Source organism: Nocardia sp. NPDC058499 (assembly GCF_042719915.1).
Taxonomy (GTDB): domain Bacteria; phylum Actinomycetota; class Actinomycetes; order Mycobacteriales; family Mycobacteriaceae; genus Nocardia.
Window position 1 is genome coordinate 305,021 of the sequence record NZ_JBHXMZ010000009.1, and the last position, 18,901, is coordinate 323,921.

An 18,901-nucleotide genomic window follows, 5' to 3' on the forward strand; every position below is an offset into this window, starting at 1 on the left:
GGGCGTGCCCACAAGGTCGGCAGGGCCCGGGCCGGCAGGGGCCGGATCTCGCTGTCCCGCAAGGGGGACGAGGTCAGGACCCCATACTGCCGGAGAGGCTCGAGACGAGGTCGAGAACGATATCGAGGCCCGTTTCGATCAGGTCCGTTCCGGCGTCGATGACGCCCGATCCGGTGCTCGGGAGCATGCCGGATTCGGCGACGGGGCCGGCGGGGGCCAGGGCCGGTGCAGCCTGTGCGGGCGCCGCGGCGAGCGCCACCGTGCCGGCGATCGCGACGGAAGCGAGAATTCCGGAAAATGCGCGCATGTGATTTCTTTCTGGTCGGAAACTTCGTGCGCCGCCAGGCTATCCCGGGTTATTTGTGCATCGATGGAATTGGTGGCGATACACCACGGTTCCGTGTATCCATTCGTGCCGTATTACGGCATCGCGTGAGAAATCAGAGCGTGATCGCGCGGCGGGCGAGTTTGCCGGTGGCGTTGCGCGGCAACGACTCCGTCGTGATGCGCCACCGGGTCGGCACCTTGAAGTACGACAGTCGCTCACGGGCGAATTCGGTGAGCTGCTCCGCGGTGACCGTGGAATCGGCTGCGACCACGACCACCGCCGCCACTTCCTGTCCGAGGTCGGAATGGGGCACGCCCACGGCCGCGCATTCGGTGATATCGGGGTGCTCGTCGAGGCATTGTTCGATCTCGGTGGGGTAGACGTTCTCCCCGCCGCGCAGGATGAGATCGGAGCGGCGGCCGCTCAACCGGAGCTCGCCGCCCTCGACGATGCCGTAGTCGCCGGTGCGCAGCCAGCGGTCCGAAGTGATGGCGGCGGCGGTGGCAGCCTCGTCGTCCCAGTATCCGAGCATGACGAAGGGGCTGCGGACACACACCTCGCCCTCGGTGCCGTCCGGGACCTGCACGCCGTCGGGATCGCGGATCTCGAGGTTCACCGTGAGGATCGGCCGGCCGAGCGTGCCGGGGGAGCGGTTCAGATCGGCGGGGGTGGCGACCGCGATGGCGGTACTGCATTCGGTCAGCCCGTAGCTGTCGACCAGCGCGTCGCGGGCGAAGGGGAATCGTTCCCGGAGACGGTCCTTGAACGCGATCGACGACGGGGCCGAGGCCAGGGCGAACGAGGTGAGGGAGGAGAGGTCGAAGTTCTCGGCGCCCTCGTATTCGAGGAGCCGCCCGGCCATGGTGGGCACGGCTCCCCAGTTGGTGACCCGTTCCCGTTCGATGAGCCGGAGCACGGTTTCGACCTTGAAGCTGCCCTGATTCAGGACCACCGCGCTGCCCGTGGCCAGCCGGGGTACGACGAGATTGTGCAGGCTCGCGATATGGAAGAGCGGCGAGGTCAGCAGGCATCGAAGGGGGACCGGCTGCGAATCGTCGTAGTTCTGGCCGGACATTTCGACGGCGAACGCGTCGCCGAAGCGGAAGTAGTCCACGACGGCCAGCAGATTGCGCTGCGAATGCAGGGCGCCCTTGGGGCGTCCGCTGGTGCCGCTGGTGTAGAGGATGACCGACGGGTCGTCCTCGTCGACCTCGGGCTGCGGGAGTTCGGCACCGGCGTATTCGGTGATCAGGCGCGGCAGATCCGTTTCCGTGGTGAGCACGGTGACTCCGGAGGTGTCGAGTCCCTCCAGTAGCCGGGCGCGTTTCTCGTCCACGATCAGCACCGAGGGGCGGGAGTGCTGTAACCCGTAGTCGATCTCGCGCGACACCCACCAGCTGTTCATGCCGACGGTGACGGCGCCCAGGCTCTGGGTGGCCCAGAAGGTCATCACCCATTCGGGGTTGTTGGCGGACAGGATGGCCACCCGGTCACCCTTGCGCACCCCGTACCGGTCGCGCAGCGCGACCGCCAGCGCCGCCACCGCGTCGAGGTGCTCGGTGAACGAGATCCGGCGGTCCATGGTGACCAGGTAGTCGCGGTCGCCCCAGGCCCGCGAGGCGGTCAGCAGATCACCCACCCTGCGTCCGCGATGGCGAATCACCGGGATCTCGGCCCCGAGCACGTCCTCGGAAACGATCTCGAACCGGCCACCGGGGCCGGTCAACCGCCGGATGATGTCCTCGATCCGGGACTGCATATCGGTTGCCGGTGTCGCCATAGTGGCCGCCCTTCTCTCCGCCGTGCCTGTCGGACAGCAACATGCCACGGCCCGACCGGCCGGTCGGTGACCTGTACCACTCAGCGAGACTACGCAGGTGTGTCCGGCGGCGGCAGTCCGGGCCGGTCGTCGAATGTGCCGCCGAGCTCGGCGGCAAGGGTGCGCAGGGCGGCCAGCTGGTCGCAGTAGTCGGCGGCGCCGGTGGCCGTGAGCCCGACGCTCGCGATGGTGGTGCCGGCGGTGCGGAGCCGGTCCAGGGTCTGCGCGGTGCGGTCCGGGGCGCCGATCGGGTCCAGTTGCTCTCCGGCGCTGAGTACCAGTTCGAATCCGGCGGGGAGTTCGACGGTGCCGAGCATGGATCGCAGCTCGCTGAGTGGCAGACCGAACGGTACCCAGCCGTCGCCGAATTCGAGTGCGCGCCGCAGCGAGCGCCGGGTCCGGCCGCCGATCCACAGCGGGACTCTGGGCTGCACCGCGTTCGGCCGGACGAGCATATTGTCGAAGTCGTAGTAGCGGCCGTGATATTCGGGCCGGTCCCCGGACAGGGCGGCGCGCAGCGCGGCGAGCGCATCATCGGCGCGGGCTCCGCGCTCCGCGAACTCGGCCCCCAGCAGTTCGAACTCCTCGCGCAGGGTACCGACACCGAGTCCCAGGATCAACCGCCCGCCGCTGACCAGGTCGAGCGTGCCGTATCGCTTGGCGATCTCGAGCGGATGGTGATACCCGAGCACCAGTACCTGGGTGGTCAGCCGGATCCCGCTGGTGCGGGCCGCGAGGAAGCCGAAGGTGGCCAGCGGATCCCAGTAGGTGCCGCCCCGTTCGGCCGCGATATCGACCGGGACGGCGACGTGTTCGCTGCAGGTCAGATGGTGGAAGCCCAGCCGGTCCGCGGTTTCGGCGATCCGGGCGAGTTCGGCGATTCCGGCGTCTCGTTCCCAGTCCGCGCACATCGATGGATGGGCGATGACGACGGGCGACGAGATTCCGATATGCATCCTGGCGAATTCTCCGCTACTGGTGGTGCCGGCTCGGTGGGGTCGGTGTCCGTTCTACCGGCCCCGCGGAGAGGGGCGTACCGGCCGTCCCGGTGGGTGGTATCACGGCGACTCGCTCGTTCTGCCGGACAGACGGCGTCCGGGTGCTACTCTGAAATAAGAATGAATTTCAGTTTTTGCCTGTGAAAGGCCTCTGAACAGTGCTGTTGGAGGAAGTGATGACCGTCACGGACTTGGTATCCACCCCCCGGGCCGAGGTGCGGGAGCTGCCGCAATCGATGGTCGAGCGGATGACCGCGATACTCGATGCGTTCGAAGGCCGCGCCGCACGCCTGTCCCTGGAGGACGTTGCCGATTACGCGGGGCTGCCCCGTTCCACCGTGCACCGCATCCTGCACCAGCTGGTCGGCCTGGACTGGATCGAGCACACCGCGTCGGGCTACCGCCTGGGCCGCCGTGCGCTGGGGCTGGCCGGTGGCGACGGCGGGCGCAGCGAGCTCCGCGCGGCCGCGGCGCCGCTGCTGCACCAGTTGCATCTGCAGACCGGTCTCGTCGTGCACCTGACGGTGCTCGAGGGCGGCGACAGTGTGTACCTGGACAAGGTCGGTGGCCGATTCGCCACCTGTGTCCCTTCGCGGGTGGGCGGCCGGGTGCCCGCCTACGCGACCGCGGGCGGGAAAGCGTTCCTGGCCGGACTCGCCCCGGAATCCGTCGACGCCCTGTACGACCCGCGCCTGCGCGGCTGTACCGATCGCACGGTTACCGATCTCCCCGCCCTGCACCAGGAACTCAACCGGATCCGGCGGCGCAACGGTCTCGCCCTCGAACACGGCGAATCCGCGCCCGGTGTCTCCTGTGTCGGAGCGGCGATCCGCGGGTACGACGGCCCGGTCGCCGGTATCTCCCTGTGCGGTGACACCCGCTCGGCCCGCCTCGACCGCGTTGCGCCCCTCGTCGCCGACGCCGCCCGCACGATATCCCGGACGCTGTATCCCCAGCACTCGGATCGGCGCCGCGCCCGCGGCGACGCACGGATTCCGGCGGGCGCGCCGGAAACAACGGCCCCGCTGGTGTCCGCACGCGCCGGCTGAGAGTTGCGCCCCGCGGTCGGACCGACCGCCCCATGTCCGGGAAATCGTTGGGCGGCCGATTCCCGTCCGGTTTGTGAGTTCGCCGGAACAGTTGCCGCCGGATCTTGATCCGTGACCACCCGCTCGACCCCTCCGCTGACGAATTACCTGCTCAGCGTGAAGAGTTCGGCCGCCGCCGCAGTGCACTCGGACATTGCTACCCTGTCGGGGACCGGTCACCGGTGTGGCCGGGTGTCCGGACAACCGGTCCGGGCCCGGCCTCGACCGGGTGATCGGTCTACCCGGCAGCGGGTATCGTCTGCATCGCTGGGTAGCTGTGAGCAGGACCTGCGCGGAGTGTGGAGAGATATCTCCGGGCGGGAGAGTGTGTTCGACCCGATCCGAGAGCGTCGAGTGCCGTATCCGGTCATACCCGGCCGCGAGCCGGCGCCGGTCTCGGGTCGTTTCCGAGGACGAGCCGAGAGGATCTGCATGGGACGCGATATCACGCAGCACGAATTGCTGGTCGAGCTGGAACCGGTGGTGGCCGAGAATCTGGATCGGCACCTGGCCACGGCCAAGGACTGGAACCCGCACGATTACGTGCCGTGGGACGAGGGCCGCAATTTCGCCGCGATGGGTGGTGTCGACTGGGATCCCGAACAGTCACGGCTGTCGGAGGTCGCCAAGGTCGCGATGATCACCAATCTGCTCACCGAAGACAATCTGCCCTCCTATCACCGCACGATCAGTGAGCATTTTTCCCGCGACGGCGCCTGGGGCACCTGGGTGGGCCGCTGGACCGCCGAGGAGAATCGGCACGGTATTGCCATGCGCGACTATCTGGTCGTCACCCGGGGTGTCGATCCGGTCGCGCTGGAGAACGACCGCATGGTGCATATGACCCGCGGTGTGCATGCGCCGGAGTACTTCATGGGCATGCTCGACCAGGTCGCGTATGTGACCTTCCAGGAACTGGCGACCCGTATCAGCCACCGCTGCACCGGGAAGGTATGCGAGGATCCCATCGCCGATCGCATGCTCAAGCGGATCGCCACCGACGAGAACCTGCATATGATCTTCTACCGCAACCTGGCGGGCGCGGCGTTCGATCTCGCGCCCGACCAGGCGATGGAATCGGTCACCAAGATCATCAAGGATTTCGCCATGCCGGGCCGCGGTATGCCCAACTGGCGGCGTAACGGCGTCCTGATGGTCAAACACGGCATCTACGATCTGCGCCAGCATCTCGACGAGGTCCTGCTGCCGGTGCTGCGGATCTGGAACGTTTTCGATCGCACCGATTTCACCGCGCGCGGCGAACGCAGCCGTGAAGAGCTGTGCGAATACCTCGAGCAGCTGGGCAAGGATGTGCAGCGGTTCGAGGAGCAGCGGGCACGGATGCTCGCTCGGGAAGCCGCGAAGGCGGAGAAAGCTGCGGCTACGGTGAGCTGAACCGGCCCCGCGCCGTTCCTCTGGTACGCGGGAGCGGTGTGCGAGGCTGGTGCCGGGCGCCGGTTGCGCGGTGTGGGCCGGTGAGTTGCGGGTATACGCGACGGGAAAGGAGGCCCGATGAGCCAGCGAGATGTTGTGCACGCATTACTCGACCGAGCCGGCAGCACCTACGCCGCCGAAGCGGGTATCAAGCTCGACGACAAACCGGCGCCGCTGTTCCAGCTGTTGATGATGTCCGAACTGCTCAGCGCCCGGATCTCCGCCGATATCGCGACCGCCGCGACGGCCGAACTCGTCCACAGCGGCTACCGGACCGCCCGCGAAGTCGCGGACGCGCAGTGGCAGGAACTGGTCGACGCACTGGGTCGCGGGCACTACCGCCGCTACGACGAACGCACCGCCTCGCAGCTCGGCGAAATCGCCGCGACCGTCCTCGAGAAATACGACGGCGATCTGCGCAAACTCGCCGACGAAGCCGATCACGACCCCGACCGCGCCGCCGAACTGATCCAGCAGTTCAAAGGAATCGGCCCGACCGGCGGCGATATCTTCCTGCGCGAAGTACAGGATGTATGGCCGTGGGTCCGCCCCCATTTCGACCGCCGCGCGGTGCACGGTGCGCAGCGGATCGACCTGCCCGCCGACCCCGGCAAACTGGCCCGCCTCGCCCCGGACCACGAGGCCGCCGAATTCGCGGCCGCACTGGTCCGGGTGGCCGTCGACGACGATCTCGCCGCGGAGGTGCGGTCGGCAGCCCGCTGACCGGTCCCACCGGATGTGCTCCTCGGCGGAGTTCGGTAGGCGGCCTGATCGACAGCGGGCCGCGCGGGCGGAGCCAGGCGTGGCATCGGCGGTGTAGTGACGAAGCGGCAGCCGGGCGGCCGCGCGGTCTCACTGCGGGATCCGCTCCTGATAGACCCTGGCGAGATCGCGCAGCGCCCGCGCGCAGTCGCCGGTGTAACTGGATCCGTGCATGACGGCCAGTGTGGTGGGCTTCAGCTCCGCCAGCCGATTCAGGGCCGCGGGGACGGCGGGGCCGATCGAGGTGGCGTGGAAGACGTCTTCGGCGACCGTCGCGGGTTCGACGAGGTCGGTATCGGTGAGCGCCGGACCGTCGCCGAGCTGTGTCATCAGGTCGCCACAGAACAGGACCCCGGTGGTTTCCTCGTACAGGACCCGCGCCTCCCAGTTGTGCGGTGCGTGCGGGGTGTCCAGATGCCGGATCTGCCGGTCGCCCAGATCGATCACTTCACCATCGGCCAGCCGCCGCGGTGGGCGGTCGGCCAGGTCGTCGATCGATACCAGGCAGCCCACCTCACCGTGAGCGACCTCGGCGTCCGGGGCGGCCTCGAGGAAGAGGTTCATGGCGCCGCATTCGTCGGCCTCGACATGACCGAAGGTGATCCAGCGCAACTGCTCGACCGGCCTGATCCGCGCGACGGCGGCGGATACCGCAGGAAACAGGGCCCGCATGCCGGTGTGGAAGAGCAACGGTTCGTCGGCGTCGACGAAGAACTGATTGAAGGTGAATCCGGTGGGGCCCACCTCGGGAACGTAGGTGGAGAACCGGTAGATACCATCGGCGATTTCGTCGGTTCGGGTTTCCATGGGGACGTCCTGGATCGTGTGGATCCCCCCGGTTGCAGCACCCTGAGCCCTGAGCAGTCGAACAGTGAATGGTCAGTTTACTCCCGGAGCCACTTGGGCAGAAGGTTCGACCGGCTTCCGGTCTGCGGGAGCGAAGCCCGGCAACCATCCGTTCACCAGCGGAATCATTGCCTGGATCAGCGGCCCGATCGCGACCGCGTAGACCGCGGTGCCGAGACCGACCCCGCCCCCGAGTAGCCAGCCGGTGGCCAGCACCGAGACCTCGATCGTCGTCCGGACCAGGCGCACCGATAAACCGGTCCGGCGCACCAGACCGGTCATCAGCCCGTCGCGGGGTCCGGGCCCGAGCCCCGCGCCGATGTACAACACACTGGCCAGCGCATTGAGAACCACCGCGAGCACCATCGCGCCCAACCGCACCGGAAGTGATTCCCACTCCGGCAGCAACCACAGCCCGACGTCGACAGATACCCCGACCAGCACGACGTTGCTCAGCGTGCCGAACCCGGGCCGCTGCCGCAGTGGTATCCAGGCCAGCAGTACGACGGCACCGGTCACGATGGTGACCGTCCCGAAGCTCATCGGGACATGCTGTGTCACGCCCTGGTGGAATACATCCCACGGGTCCAAACCCACTGCGGCCCGGATCATCACGGCCATCGAGAACCCGTACAACCAGAGACCGGCGAAAAGCGCTGTGAGACGTCGGATCATGTGATGAGCATGCTGGGAGACCGGACTGCTCGTACAGGTCCACATCCCTACTACTGGCCTCTTCTGGACAGGGGGCGCGGGATCCACCGGCCGCCCACCGGCCGGCGGTGGTACTTCTGCCCGGAAGGTCCGAGTCCGAACCGTCTGCTCCGGCTGTGGCGGTGCCGCCGAACGACAGCGCGTCACGGCGACAGTGGTGCGCTGTCCGGTCCCTGCGTGTTCACCACGTGATGTGTACGGCAACCGGGCCGGTATCGGCGTGGCTGTGAATCCATTGGATGTCGTGGATATCGCCGTGCAGCTCGAGGTTTGGAAGGCGCTGGGCCAGTGTTCGTAGAGCGATGCCGATTTCGAGTCGGGCCAGGGCGGCGCCGAGGCAATGGTGGGGGCCGCGACCGAACGCCATATGGCGAACGGCCGGCTGTTGCGCCGTCATCCGGTGCGGATCGAATCTATCGGGTTCGGGGAAGCGGGCCGGGTCGCGATTGGCGGCTTCGAGCCGCACGAGGACCATGTCACCGGCCCGGATCTGTGTTCCGGCCAGCTCGATATTCTCGTGTGCCCAGCGCGGGAACGCCTCACCGATCCGGCCGATCTGCAATCGGACGATTTCCTCCATGACGGCGTCCACTTCACTCGCCCCAGAGCTTCCGAGCGTGGCCAGGCGGCCCTCGGTGATCAACTGTGTCACCCCGACCGCGATGGCGTTGGTGGCGGTCAGGTAGCCGGACGCGAGGATGGTGAGGGCGAGTGTGGTGAGTTCGTAGTCGTCGAGCCGTCCGTCGCCGCTGTCGCCGGCCTCGATGAGCGCGCTGAGCAGGTCGTCGCCCAGTCGTTCGCGTTTGGCGGCGATCAGCTCACCGACGTAGCCGGCGAAGCTTGTCCAGGCATGCTCTGCGGTCTCGGCTCCGCCTTCGGCGAGGAAGTCGGCTCTGCTCGCGGCATCGGCGAGTTGGCGAAACCGGCCCCGTTCCGTGATCTCGACGCCGAGCAGATCGGCGATCACCGCGATGGAAAGTGGCGCGGCGAAATCCGATACGAGATCGGCTGGCTTCTCCGAGGAAGTCAGCGCGTCCATCTGCTCGTCGGCCAGCCGCTGCACGCATGGCCGCAGTGCCTCGATCCGGCGTGTGGTGAACGCTTTCCCGACCAGGCGGCGAAGGCGCTGGTGTGGTTCGCCGTCCTGCAGAAGTGTGGCACCGCCGGTAGTGGTCTCACCCGGCGCCACGACCCGGAAGCGTGGGTCGCTCAACACTGCGGTGACTCCGTCGTAGGAAGTCACCAGCCAGGCCGGGTTCCCGGCCGAGGTGGTCGCCGTCGCCACCGGCTCGCGGGCGCGCAGCTCGGCGTAGGCCGGCGGTGGCTGTAGTGGCTCGGGACGATCGAACGGGAGAGATCGCGTCGGGTCCATGTGGCACCTTTCGTGCTTCCGCCGGTCGGCGGAAGAATTTTCACATTGCAGTCGTATTGTAAAGACGCTCGGACGCTGCTGTCCAATACGACTGCAATGTGAAAACATCGAGTAATGCCGAAGCAGGTCGACCACCATGAACGCCGCACCCGTATTGCCGACGCTCTGTTGAGGGTGGCTGCCGACCGCGGAGTGGAAGCGGTGAGCCTGCGCCACGTGGCCGCCGAGGCCGGGGTCTCGACCGGGATGGTGCAGCACTATTTCCGCACGAAGGACGAGATGGTGGTCTTCGCGCTGGAGGCGGTCGGCCAGCGCACGCGGTCCCGGCTCGCCGATGAAATCGCCGCCCTCGGTGCGGCGCCGGATGCCTTTCTCCGCGCCCTGCTCGTTCAGCAGCTCCCCTTCGATGAAACGAGACGCATCGAGGGCCGCGTCGCGCTCGCCTTCTACGCCTACACCGCACGCAACCCCTCCATCGCAGCGACGCTCGATGCGGACAACTCCCAACTTGCCGACTATGTCGAAAACCTGATCCGCGATGCGCAGACCACAGCCGAGGTACCCGCCCACCTCGACCCCCGTCACACGGCGGCCGCGTTGCTCGCGCTCGTGGAAGGACTCGGTGTCCGGGCTGCTATCGGGCACTGGCCGCCGGAAGAGGCACTCGCCGTCCTCGACGCCCACCTGAAGGCGGTGTTCGCGCCGACTGCCCGGTGATAGCCGGCCACCACCCGTGGCCTACGCGATCCCCGCCGCCTCGATGCAACGCATGGGCTGTGGTTCAGGTACCTGCGGCCATGCCTCCGGTCACGCGCAGTGTCTCGCCGGTGATGAATCGGGCGCTGGGGGAGGTGAGGTACAGCATCGCCTCGACCACGTCCGTTTCGGTGCCGTCGGTGTCGATGAGTTGCATTGCCTTCACGCGTTCCTTCACTGCGTCGGGTAGCTCGGCGCGGATGGTGTCGGTGAAGATCATGCCGGGGGAGATCGCGTTGACGCGGATACCGGCGGGGCCGAGCTCCCGCGCGAACGTGAGGGTGAGTCCGGTCACCGCGAGTTTCGCCGTGCCGTAGGCGGTGCCGCCCAGATGTGCTGCCGCCGACGCGATATTGACGATACTGGCGCCCGCCCGATGTGCCATATGCGGTTGCGCCCCGAGAGTGCAAGCGACCACGCCGATGACGTTGACCTCGAAGAGCCGGCGAGTTTTCGCCAGCCCCATGTCGCCGATGGGCTTGCTGTATTCGTCGCTGTGCAGTCCCGCGTTGTTGATCAGTACATCGATACCGCCGTGGATGGCGGCCGCCTCGGCCATGATCTCCGCCATAGCTGTTTCGTCGGTGACATCCCCGGTGCGGCCGGTCGCGGATCCCCCGTTGCCCTGGATCTCGCAAGCTGCTGCTTCGACGGCTGCCTGATCGAGATCTATGAGGACGACAGTGGCGCCTTCGGCGGCGAGCGCCGCACCGAAAGCCTTCCCGAAACCCCGGGCGCCACCGGTGACCACCGCGGTGGTGCCGATACGGGACGAAATACCTGGTCGGCGATCTTCCATTGTCACTATTGACTCCTCGGGCCTTGTCGGCGAGCTTTCGCAGCGCCGATGCGTTGTGTCGCTTGTCCGAGTCTGCTCGGGCTCGAGGGGTGTGTGTGGCCTTTCGGTCGAGACATTTCGGCGTCATCTCCGAGTTCTCGCTCCGATAGCGGACCGAAACGGTCCGGTTTCGGATCTAGGGTCGCGTGCGGCGGCGAAACCACCGCCGCATCGACAAGGCCAGGAGCACATGATGAAACTCGTCTCGACCCGTCTGATCACCGATGACATCCAGCGGATGGTCGAGTTCTACCAGCACGTGACCGGTATCGACGCCACCTGGGCGACACCCGATTTCGCCGAAATCGTCACCCCGGCCGGTACTCTCGCCATCGGCAGCACCCGCACCGTGGCGCTGTTCGCGGCAGGTAGCGCGCATCCGGCCGACAACCACACCGCGATCATCGAATTCCTCGTCCCCGACGTCGACGCCGACTATCGGCGGTTGCGGGAGATGGTCGAGAATTTCGTCAACGAGCCCACGACGATGCCGTGGGGGAACCGGTCCTTGCTGCTCCGCGACCCCGACGGCAACCTGATCAACCTGTTCACCCCGGTCACCGAGCAGGCGGTGGCAAAGTTCGCCGGTTGACATCCTGCGCGGTGCCAACACGACTCGTGAGAGTCGGGGAGCTACATGTCCCTCTCGTCCGCACGGCTCACACTTCCGTGTTGCCTCCCTGCCCAATCGCGGAATGCGGCGACGAATTCCGCGGGCGCGTCGGACTCGACGTAGGTTCCCGCACCTTCGACGATCACTGTCTCATGGCTGGGGAAGGTCGCTTCCAGGCGCTCGCGCTCCTGGGGGCGGAAGGCGATATCGGCGTCACCCCACACGATCAATGCCGGCAGGTGGGCGAGGTCGGAAAGGCCTGCCTCGAGTTCGGCGAAGAAGTCGCGGCTGGCGAGGACTCGGCCGGGGAGTACGGCGGATGCTCGGCGCCGCTCGGGTGTGTTCAGGGCTCGGCGGTAGTGGGTCATCTCGCGGGCGGTCGGCTTCCGCCTCCGGTGGCCTGTGGGGATGAACGTGTTGACGAGCAGGTTGAGCCGTCGGACCAGGAAGCGGGCCGGTGGGTTGCCCAGAATGCGAGAGAAGGCCTCGAAGTGGAGGACGCCGTCGACCGGCCAGGCCCAGGTGTTGGCGAGCACGAGCCGATCGAAAATGGTCGGCCGCCGCTGCACGACCGCCAAGCCGATCACGCCGCCCCAGTCCTGCCCGACCAGGGTGACGTCTTCGAGTCCGAGTGCGTCGACGAACCCGGTGACCACGTCTGCGTGTTCCTCGGGCAGGTACCGGTACCCGGGCTTCGGCGTGGACAGTCCGAAACCCGGGTAGTCGAGGGCGATACACCGGAAGTCGTCGCGCAGCGCGCGGATCACGTCGCGCCAGAGGAACGACCAGGTGGGGTTTCCGTGCAGGAGCAGCAGTGTGGGTCCTGCGCCTTCGTCGACGTAATGCACGGTGTGCCCGGCGATATCGACGAAGTGGCTTTCGAACGGGAACAGATCGTCGTCGACCCAGCCGGGCCGCACGCTCTTACTGGTATCGGCCATGGCAGCCCCCTCTGGGTTCGGCATCAGGGTATGCTTGAGCATGTCACGGGTACTTGAGAAGTTCAAGCGTTAGTAGGAAATGATGCGTAGCTACGGCCAGTACTGCGGGCTCGCCCGGTCACTCGAAGTGGTGGGCGATCGGTGGAATCTGCTCATCGTCCGCCAGCTCCTCATCGCCCCCGCCCGTTACCGGGACCTGATCGACGGCCTCCCCGGTATCGCGACCAACCTGCTCGCCGACCGGCTTCGTGATCTCGAGGCCACAGGTGTGGTCGAGCGGCGACTGGCCGGCAAGGGGAGCGTGGTGGAGTACGCCCTCACAGCGTGGGGAGCCGAGCTGCGCGGGCCGATCGAGGGTCTGATCCGCTGGTCCGCCCCGTTGATGGTCCGCGGCCCCGGCACCGACTCCTTCCGCCCCGAGTGGTTGGTGCTCGCTGTTCCCGCCCTGCTCGACGCCCGGGTCGAGAACCGGGCCTCCGCGACCGTCGGTCTCGAGATCGGTGGCCCGCGCTTCCAAATCAGTGCGACGACCTCCGGTTTCGAGGTCGGCCCGCATGACGGCCGCGATCTCGGCGCCACCCTCCGCGCCGACCCCGCCTACGTCCTCGGCCTCGCCGCCGGCGCCCTTCCGCTGAGTGACGCCCTCGCCGCCGGGCTGGTCGAGATCGACGGCGACGAATCCGTGGTCCGCGCCGTCTTCGCTGCCTGATCGGGCAACTCTGCCGGTCCCGCGGCGAGGGCAGCTCGTTGAAGATCGCGCTGGACCTCGACTCCTGGCGGCCGGCGCGGCGTCTATCAGCAGAATTACCAGTCGGGCGGTCAGGCGGTGAGGATCCGCTGCACTCCCTCCCGATAGGTGGTGACTTGGAAGCCGGGGAAGCGGGCCGCGAATTTCGAGCTGTCGAAGATGTTGTCGTCGCGGTAGCGGTCGAGCAGCTCGTACATCTCGTCGAGCGGCTCGGCGAAGTGGCGCCCGAGGTGGAAGGCGAGCATCGGCAGCACCGTGTAGCCGATCTTGTGGCCGGTGACCTCGCCGGCGATCTCGATGAGCTGGGCGTAGGAGTGCCGGTTCGGGTCGATCGGTAGGTGCCATGTCTGGCCGTAGGCATCGGGGGTGTTGCCGAGCAGGGCGAGCGCTCGGCTCGCGTCGGGGGCCCAGATCAGGGAGCGCTCAGTGTGGGCGGTGACCGGGACGAACGGTCGCTTGCCCGCCCTGATCCGGTCGAACACCAACGAATTGGTGTAGCTCTTGGTCGGGCCGGGTCCGTAGAACTCGGGGGCGCGACCGATGAGGCCCTGAACCCGACCGGCCTGCATGGCCTCGAGCAGCATGGTGGCGAGCTCGCCGCGGACACGCCCCTTGCGACCGCCGGGTGCGAATGCTGTCGACTCGGTCTGGGGTGCCGACGTTCCGGGATACATGTAGGTGTTGTCGAAGAAGACGAGCTTCGTCCCGTGTTCGGCGCAGGCGTCGATGACGTTGCGCATGATGACGGGGAACTGACGCTCCCACAGCTGCGAGTCCAGGGGCAGGCCGACGGTGAGGTAGGCGATCTGGCTGCCCGCGACAGCACGGCTGGTGGCCTCGGCGTCGGTGAGGTCTGCGGGCACGAGCTCATCGGTGTCGTTGACCTGCGACGGCTTGCGGCTGACGAGGCGAATGTCCTTGGTGTAGTTGCGGTGAAGTTCGTTCACGAGCTCGTCGGCGATCGGTCCGCCGGCGCCGAGGACGGTCTGCATGTGGTCTCCTCGGGGTGATGGAGGTGTCGACATCAGCTCGGTTGCGAGCGGCGTCGCGCCACCGAATGACAATGCGGTCGCCACCGTGGCCGGGTGCGGGCCCAGCCGAGGTGGTCGTTGGTCGAACCTGGGGCACCTGGTCGCTGATGTCGTGTCAGTGTGCGCTATGTTTACAGTGCTAACACAGCGTAGAAGGGCGAAGTAAGCAATGTCAACATCGGAGAAGAGTGCCTACCATCACGGCGACCTGCGCGCAGCGCTGCTGTCGTCCGCGATGGAGATGCTCGAGGCCGGCGACTCCTTCTCGCTCCGCGCGATTGCGCGCAGGGCCGGCGTGTCGCAGACGGCGCCGTACCGTCACTTCAAGGACCGCGACGCACTGGAGTCCGCATTGGCCGTCGAGGGCTTCCGGGACCTGCTGGCGGATCTGGGCGAGGGGCGCAATCCGCCCGCCTCACTCCAGGATCTGGCCGAGTTCGCGGTTGCCTACGTCGCCTTCGCGCTGCGGCGCCCGGCCCTCTTCCGTGTGATGTTCGGCAAGCCGTGCGACGAAGCGGACGACGAGCGGGTCAAGGCGGCCGACGCCCTGCACGAGCTGCTTGCCGACGCGCTCGACCAGGTCTTTCCCGAGGCGGACGCCTCGGCCCTGGCGTCGGCCGGCTGGGGACTCGCCCATGGGCTGGCCTGCCTGTACCTCGACGGCAAACTGCACGCGGCGTCGAGCGAGGAGGTCGCCGAGCGGGTGCGCAGTGCCTTCCTCGCGATCGCCTCGGTCGGCTCCTGACGCGTGCCGCGCATCCGCCGCGCACCTCACATCCTGCGTTGTTGACAGTGATCACATACCGTGCAATCCTCGGTGTTGACACCGCTTACATCGGAGGAGAAAATCGATGGCATCGACCGGCAAGCTGACCGATCGGACCGTAGGGGTCGACCTCGGAGGGCGTCTCGTCGCCGTCCCTGAAGGCGGCCTCTACGACCGGTTTCGGATGGACACCGATCTCGACGAGATCGCGCAGGACCCGCGGGTCAGTAGTGTCGACTTCTTCCGCCGGATGCCGAAGACCCGCGTGGACTCCCGCATCGGACCCACACTGACGCCGAACTTCTACTACCGCATCTCCACAGCCCGGCTCACGATGCTCGCCCCGGCCAAGGCGATCCGGGCTCGCCTGCCGAAGGCGCTGGATCCGCTCGAGATTGCTCCGGGGCTCGGGATCGTCTCGGTGATGGCCTTCCGGTACGACGTGTGCGACATCGACTTCTACACCGAGGCCGCCGTCGGCATCGCCGTCAAGCCCGCACGCCACGGCGGGCTGGGCCTGCTCGACCTGGTCACCGGTCTCAAGAACGACTCCCTGCACTCCTATGTGCTCGCGCTTCCGGTCAACACCGAGATCGCGCAGGTGCGCGGCCACGACGGCTACGGCTTCCCCAAATGGGTCACCCGGCTCGACGTCGACATCGACACCGAGCGCACGTCCGCCCGGGTCGCCAACGACGAGGGTGGCCTCGACCTCGCCCTCTCGGCGCCCACTCCGAAGCAGACCGCCCGGCCCACCGGCGCACACGTCTCGACTCTGACCTCCTACACCACGATCGACGATGCCTGGCACTCCACGACCAGCCAGATCAACATGCTCTCCTCGGGCACCACGCGATTCCCCCGCGGCCTCGACCTCCAGCTCGGCGAGGGCCGGATGAGCGAGAGCTTGCGCGCGCTGAAACCGATCCGGACGATCCAGCTCGATGTCACCACCGAAGGCCAGCTGGCACTGCACATGCCAGTGCCGACCTCCGTCCAGGACCGGAGCTGAGGACCATAGACCACCATGAACGAACAGGGAGGAAGACCGCGCAATGACGAAGCTCCTGCACGTCGTCACCAACGTCGGCCACTACGACGACCCGTCCCACGCCACGGGACTGTGGCTTTCCGAACTCACCCACGCCTGGCAGGTGTTCGACGAGGCGGGCTTCGAGCAGACCCTGGTCAGCCCGGGAGGCGGTCCCTCGCCGCTCGAGCCGCGGGCGCTGAAGTTCCCCAACTACGACAAGACCGCCAAGGCCTGGCGCGCCGACCCCGCGAAGATGGAGCTACTCGCGACCACGAAGAGCCCCGAGGAGATCGATTCCGCCGACTTCGACGCCATCTACTTCACCGGCGGCCACGCCGTGATGTACGACTTCCCGGACTCCGCGGCCCTGCAACGCATCACCCGCGACATCTACGAGCGTGGTGGCATCGTGTCCTCGGTCTGCCACGGCTACTGCGGGTTGCTCAACACCCGGCTCTCCGACGGCTCCCACCTCATCGCGGGCAAACACATGACCGGCTTCGCCTGGCAGGAGGAGGTGCTTGCCCGCGTCGACAAGCTGGTGCCCTACAACGCGCAGGAGCGCGCCGAGCAGCGCGGCGCGCTCTACGAGAAGTCGAAGCTGCCGTTCGTGTCCTACACCGTCGTCGACGGCAACCTCGTCACCGGCCAGAACCCGGGCTCGGCCAAGGCCACGGCGCGAAAGGTCGTCGAGGCCCTCGTGGGCGGCGCGTCGCAGCCTCGCCCCTGAGACGCGTTCGTTCCGTGCCTGCCGGCGCCAGGACACTCGACCCCGAACCCGGAAGTGTTGATATCCACGTCCTGCCAGCATCTCCCTCGGATCCTCGGCAGACGCTCGCCGACACCGGCTCTCACGCGCCGGCAACCGCCAGCTGAACTACCACCAACTCGTAGGTGATGAGCGGCCGGTAGCCCCATTCGAGATTCAACGAGTACCGGGTTCCGCGGTCACCGGCAGCAAGTGGCGTCGGAAACCGGACCGGCCGAATCTGGAGCTACGTCGGATCCGCCGCGACGCCGCCACCATTCTGAGAATCCGCGACACGTTTCGAGGCTCTGCAGAATCCGGCGGCGCGGTCTTACGACCGACCGAACTCGCTGCCGGCGGCGCTGGTCAGGAATGCGTCCCACTGGCCGGGGGTGAAGACCAATGCCGGCCCGGCCGGGTTCTTGGAGTCACGGACACCGACCATGCCGCTGTCGAGGTGCGCGATTTCTACGCACTCGTTGGTTCCGCCGCTGTGGCTCGATTTGAACCACTCCGCTCCGGATAGGTCAACGTTCACCGCTCGTACTCCCTAGCTATCCGCCGAAGCATGTGTTTGCTGTCTGCCGGAGACGACGCTACCGCTTGCAGCGTCCGGAAAGTGTCCCGGTACTGGGCAACAGCTTCGGCCCGGTCGTAGTACAGGTTGCCCCGATATCCCTCCACGTACACGGTGGGGGGCTCGCCGGTCGCGCGATCGAAGTCGAGGACAACGAACGGACCACAGGCAACCCCGAGTGGAAATCCGGCGGAGAAGGGCAACACCCGGACGGTTACGTTTGCGGGCAAATCTGCGAGATGGCGCAGTGCCGCTGCCATGACCTTCGGGCTGCCGACGACCCGGCGGAGCGCGCTCTCATCCAGCAGCAGGTCGACCTCGACCGGGTTGCGACGTCGGGTGATTATCCGCTGCCTGTTCAGCCGCACGGTCACAACCTGCTCGATCTCTCTCGACGAGGTATCCGAGAAGTATCGAGCGCCCAATGTCCTTGCGTATTCGGGAGTTTGGAACAGACCCGGAATGATCTCGGATCGGTACACGGTCAGCTTCGAGGCCGATGCCTCCAATCTGACGTACAGCTCGAAGTCGTCCCGGATGGCGTCGCCGTACTCGTTCCACCACAGCCCCTGCTCGCCGTCCTTGCTTGCGGCCACCTTCGCAAGCTCCAAGAGCCCGGGAAGCTCGTCCATCTGGTCGTAGATCTGGCAGAGCGCCTGGATATCGAGCATCCGGATACGATTGGCCTCACCTTTTTCCAGGCGTTGAAGGGTACCGGCTCCCCGTTCGATGAGCCTGGCGGCGTCCTGGATCGATATTCCCGCTTCCTGTCGCATATCGCGGAGTCGACGGCCGAGCTGGCGGCGCGGGATTGTGGTCGGTATTTTCCCCATGGATTCGTTCCCCCCTGATTGTGGGTGGCCCACGCTCGTTTTGTGGATGGCCTGACAGATCGCACTGGAACAGATTGTGCCCGTAATGCGGACGGTTTGCTGGGGGATTGGGCGAACTTCCGGGGATCATCCAAACAGGCTGTCCACAACGAGGTTCCGCATGTCTACTGGCCTCGCATCCGGAACCGGGAAAGCCCGCGGCAGCTGAGTGTGCCGGTGGGACATCCGGCGCGGTCGAGGAGCATCGTTGCCGGGTGGTGCGGTCCCGGCCTCGGTTCCGGGTGCTCCCAGCGCTTCGATTCGAAAGAGGTCAGATGGACGGCAAGGTGCCGAAAGCGATCGGGCTGGAGCGGCGTGATGTGTACGGCGACGGTGTGGATATCCATCGGGTTGCCGAGCGGCACGGGTACCGGATCGTGTGGACGGTCCGGCTCGACACCGGCCCGCTGGCCACCGCGCTCATTCTGTGTGGGGCCGTCATGGAACACGACGCGGCTGCGGTCGTGGTTCCGTCGTTCGCGCATGCCGATGCGGTACGTCATGCGATAACCGATATCGCTGCTCTCGTCACGCCTATGCGGGTCTATCCGCTCGGGTATCGCTGGCCTGTAGTCGATCTGGATCGGCGGTGAGAGAGTTCGGCCTGGTGGTGGCGA

At 66.9% G+C, this 18,901-nt stretch carries 21 protein-coding genes; 10 read left to right on the plus strand and 11 right to left on the minus strand.

Annotation, left to right across the window (positions count from 1 at the left end):
• Nucleotides 1–73 precede the first annotated feature (73 nt).
• The 3 genes from ACFWPH_RS26225 to ACFWPH_RS26235 all read right to left on the minus strand — a co-directional run bounded on the left by ACFWPH_RS26225 (nucleotide 74) and on the right by ACFWPH_RS26235 (nucleotide 3,103).
• Nucleotides 74–307: a hypothetical protein gene (locus ACFWPH_RS26225; RefSeq protein WP_378754762.1), complete on the minus strand. Its 234-nt coding sequence runs from the start codon at nucleotides 305–307 to the stop codon at nucleotides 74–76.
• Between the two features lie 133 nt (nucleotides 308–440).
• Entirely contained in the window at nucleotides 441–2,108 is a 1,668-nt protein-coding gene (locus tag ACFWPH_RS26230) for a class I adenylate-forming enzyme family protein (protein WP_378754763.1), read from the minus strand.
• 89 nt (nucleotides 2,109–2,197) lie between these two features.
• The gene (locus ACFWPH_RS26235; protein WP_378754764.1) at nucleotides 2,198–3,103 is read right to left on the minus strand and encodes a TIGR03619 family F420-dependent LLM class oxidoreductase; all 906 of its coding nucleotides are present in this window, start codon (nucleotides 3,101–3,103) and stop codon (nucleotides 2,198–2,200) included.
• Nucleotides 3,104–3,321: 218 nt separating this feature from the next.
• Here ACFWPH_RS26235 and ACFWPH_RS26240 point away from each other — a divergent pair, with 218 nt between their 5' ends.
• From ACFWPH_RS26240 to ACFWPH_RS26250, 3 genes are all read left to right on the plus strand, one after another.
• Nucleotides 3,322–4,194: an IclR family transcriptional regulator gene (locus ACFWPH_RS26240; RefSeq protein WP_378754765.1), complete on the plus strand. Its 873-nt coding sequence runs from the start codon at nucleotides 3,322–3,324 to the stop codon at nucleotides 4,192–4,194.
• A 471-nt stretch (nucleotides 4,195–4,665) separates the two neighbouring features.
• Entirely contained in the window at nucleotides 4,666–5,628 is a 963-nt protein-coding gene (locus tag ACFWPH_RS26245; RefSeq protein WP_378754766.1) for an acyl-ACP desaturase, read from the plus strand.
• Nucleotides 5,629–5,745: 117 nt separating this feature from the next.
• Entirely contained in the window at nucleotides 5,746–6,390 is a 645-nt protein-coding gene (locus ACFWPH_RS26250) for an endonuclease (protein WP_378754767.1), read from the plus strand.
• A 129-nt stretch (nucleotides 6,391–6,519) separates the two neighbouring features.
• On the opposite strand, the gene ACFWPH_RS26255 is transcribed toward ACFWPH_RS26250, so the two are convergent.
• The 3 genes from ACFWPH_RS26255 to ACFWPH_RS26265 form a co-directional block, all read right to left on the minus strand.
• Complete coding sequence (locus tag ACFWPH_RS26255) at nucleotides 6,520–7,236, minus strand: MBL fold metallo-hydrolase (RefSeq protein ID WP_378754768.1); 717 nt, start codon at nucleotides 7,234–7,236, stop codon at nucleotides 6,520–6,522.
• Between the two features lie 72 nt (nucleotides 7,237–7,308).
• Entirely contained in the window at nucleotides 7,309–7,950 is a 642-nt protein-coding gene (locus ACFWPH_RS26260) for a YitT family protein (protein WP_378754769.1), read from the minus strand.
• 220 nt (nucleotides 7,951–8,170) lie between these two features.
• Nucleotides 8,171–9,361 (minus strand): cytochrome P450, encoded by a 1,191-nt coding sequence (locus ACFWPH_RS26265; protein ID WP_378754770.1) that lies wholly within the window; start codon nucleotides 9,359–9,361, stop codon nucleotides 8,171–8,173.
• Between the two features lie 114 nt (nucleotides 9,362–9,475).
• Between ACFWPH_RS26265 and ACFWPH_RS26270 the strand changes: the two genes are divergently transcribed.
• On the plus strand, nucleotides 9,476–10,078 hold the full coding sequence (locus ACFWPH_RS26270; RefSeq protein ID WP_378754771.1) for a TetR/AcrR family transcriptional regulator: 603 nt from the start codon (nucleotides 9,476–9,478) through the stop codon (nucleotides 10,076–10,078).
• Between the two features lie 64 nt (nucleotides 10,079–10,142).
• Here the strand turns inward: ACFWPH_RS26270 and ACFWPH_RS26275 are convergent, their stop codons facing one another.
• Nucleotides 10,143–10,916: an SDR family NAD(P)-dependent oxidoreductase gene (locus ACFWPH_RS26275; RefSeq protein WP_378754810.1), complete on the minus strand. Its 774-nt coding sequence runs from the start codon at nucleotides 10,914–10,916 to the stop codon at nucleotides 10,143–10,145.
• A 232-nt stretch (nucleotides 10,917–11,148) separates the two neighbouring features.
• Here ACFWPH_RS26275 and ACFWPH_RS26280 point away from each other — a divergent pair, with 232 nt between their 5' ends.
• The gene (locus ACFWPH_RS26280) at nucleotides 11,149–11,547 is read left to right on the plus strand and encodes a VOC family protein (RefSeq protein WP_378754772.1); all 399 of its coding nucleotides are present in this window, start codon (nucleotides 11,149–11,151) and stop codon (nucleotides 11,545–11,547) included.
• Between the two features lie 41 nt (nucleotides 11,548–11,588).
• Here ACFWPH_RS26280 and ACFWPH_RS26285 read toward each other — a convergent pair whose 3' ends face one another.
• Nucleotides 11,589–12,533, minus strand: a complete 945-nt coding sequence (locus ACFWPH_RS26285) for an alpha/beta fold hydrolase (protein ID WP_378754773.1) — start codon at nucleotides 12,531–12,533, stop codon at nucleotides 11,589–11,591.
• A 58-nt stretch (nucleotides 12,534–12,591) separates the two neighbouring features.
• Here ACFWPH_RS26285 and ACFWPH_RS26290 point away from each other — a divergent pair, with 58 nt between their 5' ends.
• Nucleotides 12,592–13,218, plus strand: coding sequence for a winged helix-turn-helix transcriptional regulator (locus tag ACFWPH_RS26290; RefSeq protein ID WP_378754811.1), 627 nt, complete (start codon nucleotides 12,592–12,594; stop codon nucleotides 13,216–13,218).
• 110 nt (nucleotides 13,219–13,328) lie between these two features.
• On the opposite strand, the gene ACFWPH_RS26295 is transcribed toward ACFWPH_RS26290, so the two are convergent.
• The gene (locus ACFWPH_RS26295) at nucleotides 13,329–14,249 is read right to left on the minus strand and encodes an NAD-dependent epimerase/dehydratase family protein (protein ID WP_378754774.1); all 921 of its coding nucleotides are present in this window, start codon (nucleotides 14,247–14,249) and stop codon (nucleotides 13,329–13,331) included.
• 208 nt (nucleotides 14,250–14,457) lie between these two features.
• Here ACFWPH_RS26295 and ACFWPH_RS26300 point away from each other — a divergent pair, with 208 nt between their 5' ends.
• The 3 genes from ACFWPH_RS26300 to ACFWPH_RS26310 all read left to right on the plus strand — a co-directional run bounded on the left by ACFWPH_RS26300 (nucleotide 14,458) and on the right by ACFWPH_RS26310 (nucleotide 16,817).
• Nucleotides 14,458–15,033: a TetR/AcrR family transcriptional regulator gene (locus tag ACFWPH_RS26300; RefSeq protein WP_378754775.1), complete on the plus strand. Its 576-nt coding sequence runs from the start codon at nucleotides 14,458–14,460 to the stop codon at nucleotides 15,031–15,033.
• A gap of 106 nt (nucleotides 15,034–15,139) precedes the next feature.
• A complete protein-coding gene (locus ACFWPH_RS26305; RefSeq protein ID WP_378754776.1) occupies nucleotides 15,140–16,066 on the plus strand; it encodes an acetoacetate decarboxylase family protein in 927 nt (308 codons plus the stop codon).
• A 43-nt stretch (nucleotides 16,067–16,109) separates the two neighbouring features.
• Nucleotides 16,110–16,817, plus strand: coding sequence for a type 1 glutamine amidotransferase domain-containing protein (locus tag ACFWPH_RS26310; protein WP_378754777.1), 708 nt, complete (start codon nucleotides 16,110–16,112; stop codon nucleotides 16,815–16,817).
• A 349-nt stretch (nucleotides 16,818–17,166) separates the two neighbouring features.
• Here the strand turns inward: ACFWPH_RS26310 and ACFWPH_RS26315 are convergent, their stop codons facing one another.
• Together ACFWPH_RS26315 and ACFWPH_RS26320 are read right to left on the minus strand one after the other, a co-directional pair.
• A complete protein-coding gene (locus tag ACFWPH_RS26315) occupies nucleotides 17,167–17,373 on the minus strand; it encodes a DUF397 domain-containing protein (protein ID WP_378754778.1) in 207 nt (68 codons plus the stop codon).
• Nucleotides 17,370–18,245 carry a helix-turn-helix domain-containing protein gene (locus ACFWPH_RS26320; protein WP_378754779.1) on the minus strand — a complete coding sequence of 292 codons (876 nt, stop codon included), beginning with the start codon at nucleotides 18,243–18,245 and terminating at the stop codon, nucleotides 17,370–17,372. The genes ACFWPH_RS26315 and ACFWPH_RS26320 overlap by 4 nt, the downstream gene beginning before the upstream one ends.
• A gap of 314 nt (nucleotides 18,246–18,559) precedes the next feature.
• Between ACFWPH_RS26320 and ACFWPH_RS26325 the strand changes: the two genes are divergently transcribed.
• On the plus strand, nucleotides 18,560–18,877 hold the full coding sequence (locus ACFWPH_RS26325; RefSeq protein ID WP_378754780.1) for a hypothetical protein: 318 nt from the start codon (nucleotides 18,560–18,562) through the stop codon (nucleotides 18,875–18,877).
• Nucleotides 18,878–18,901: the final 24 nt, after the last annotated feature.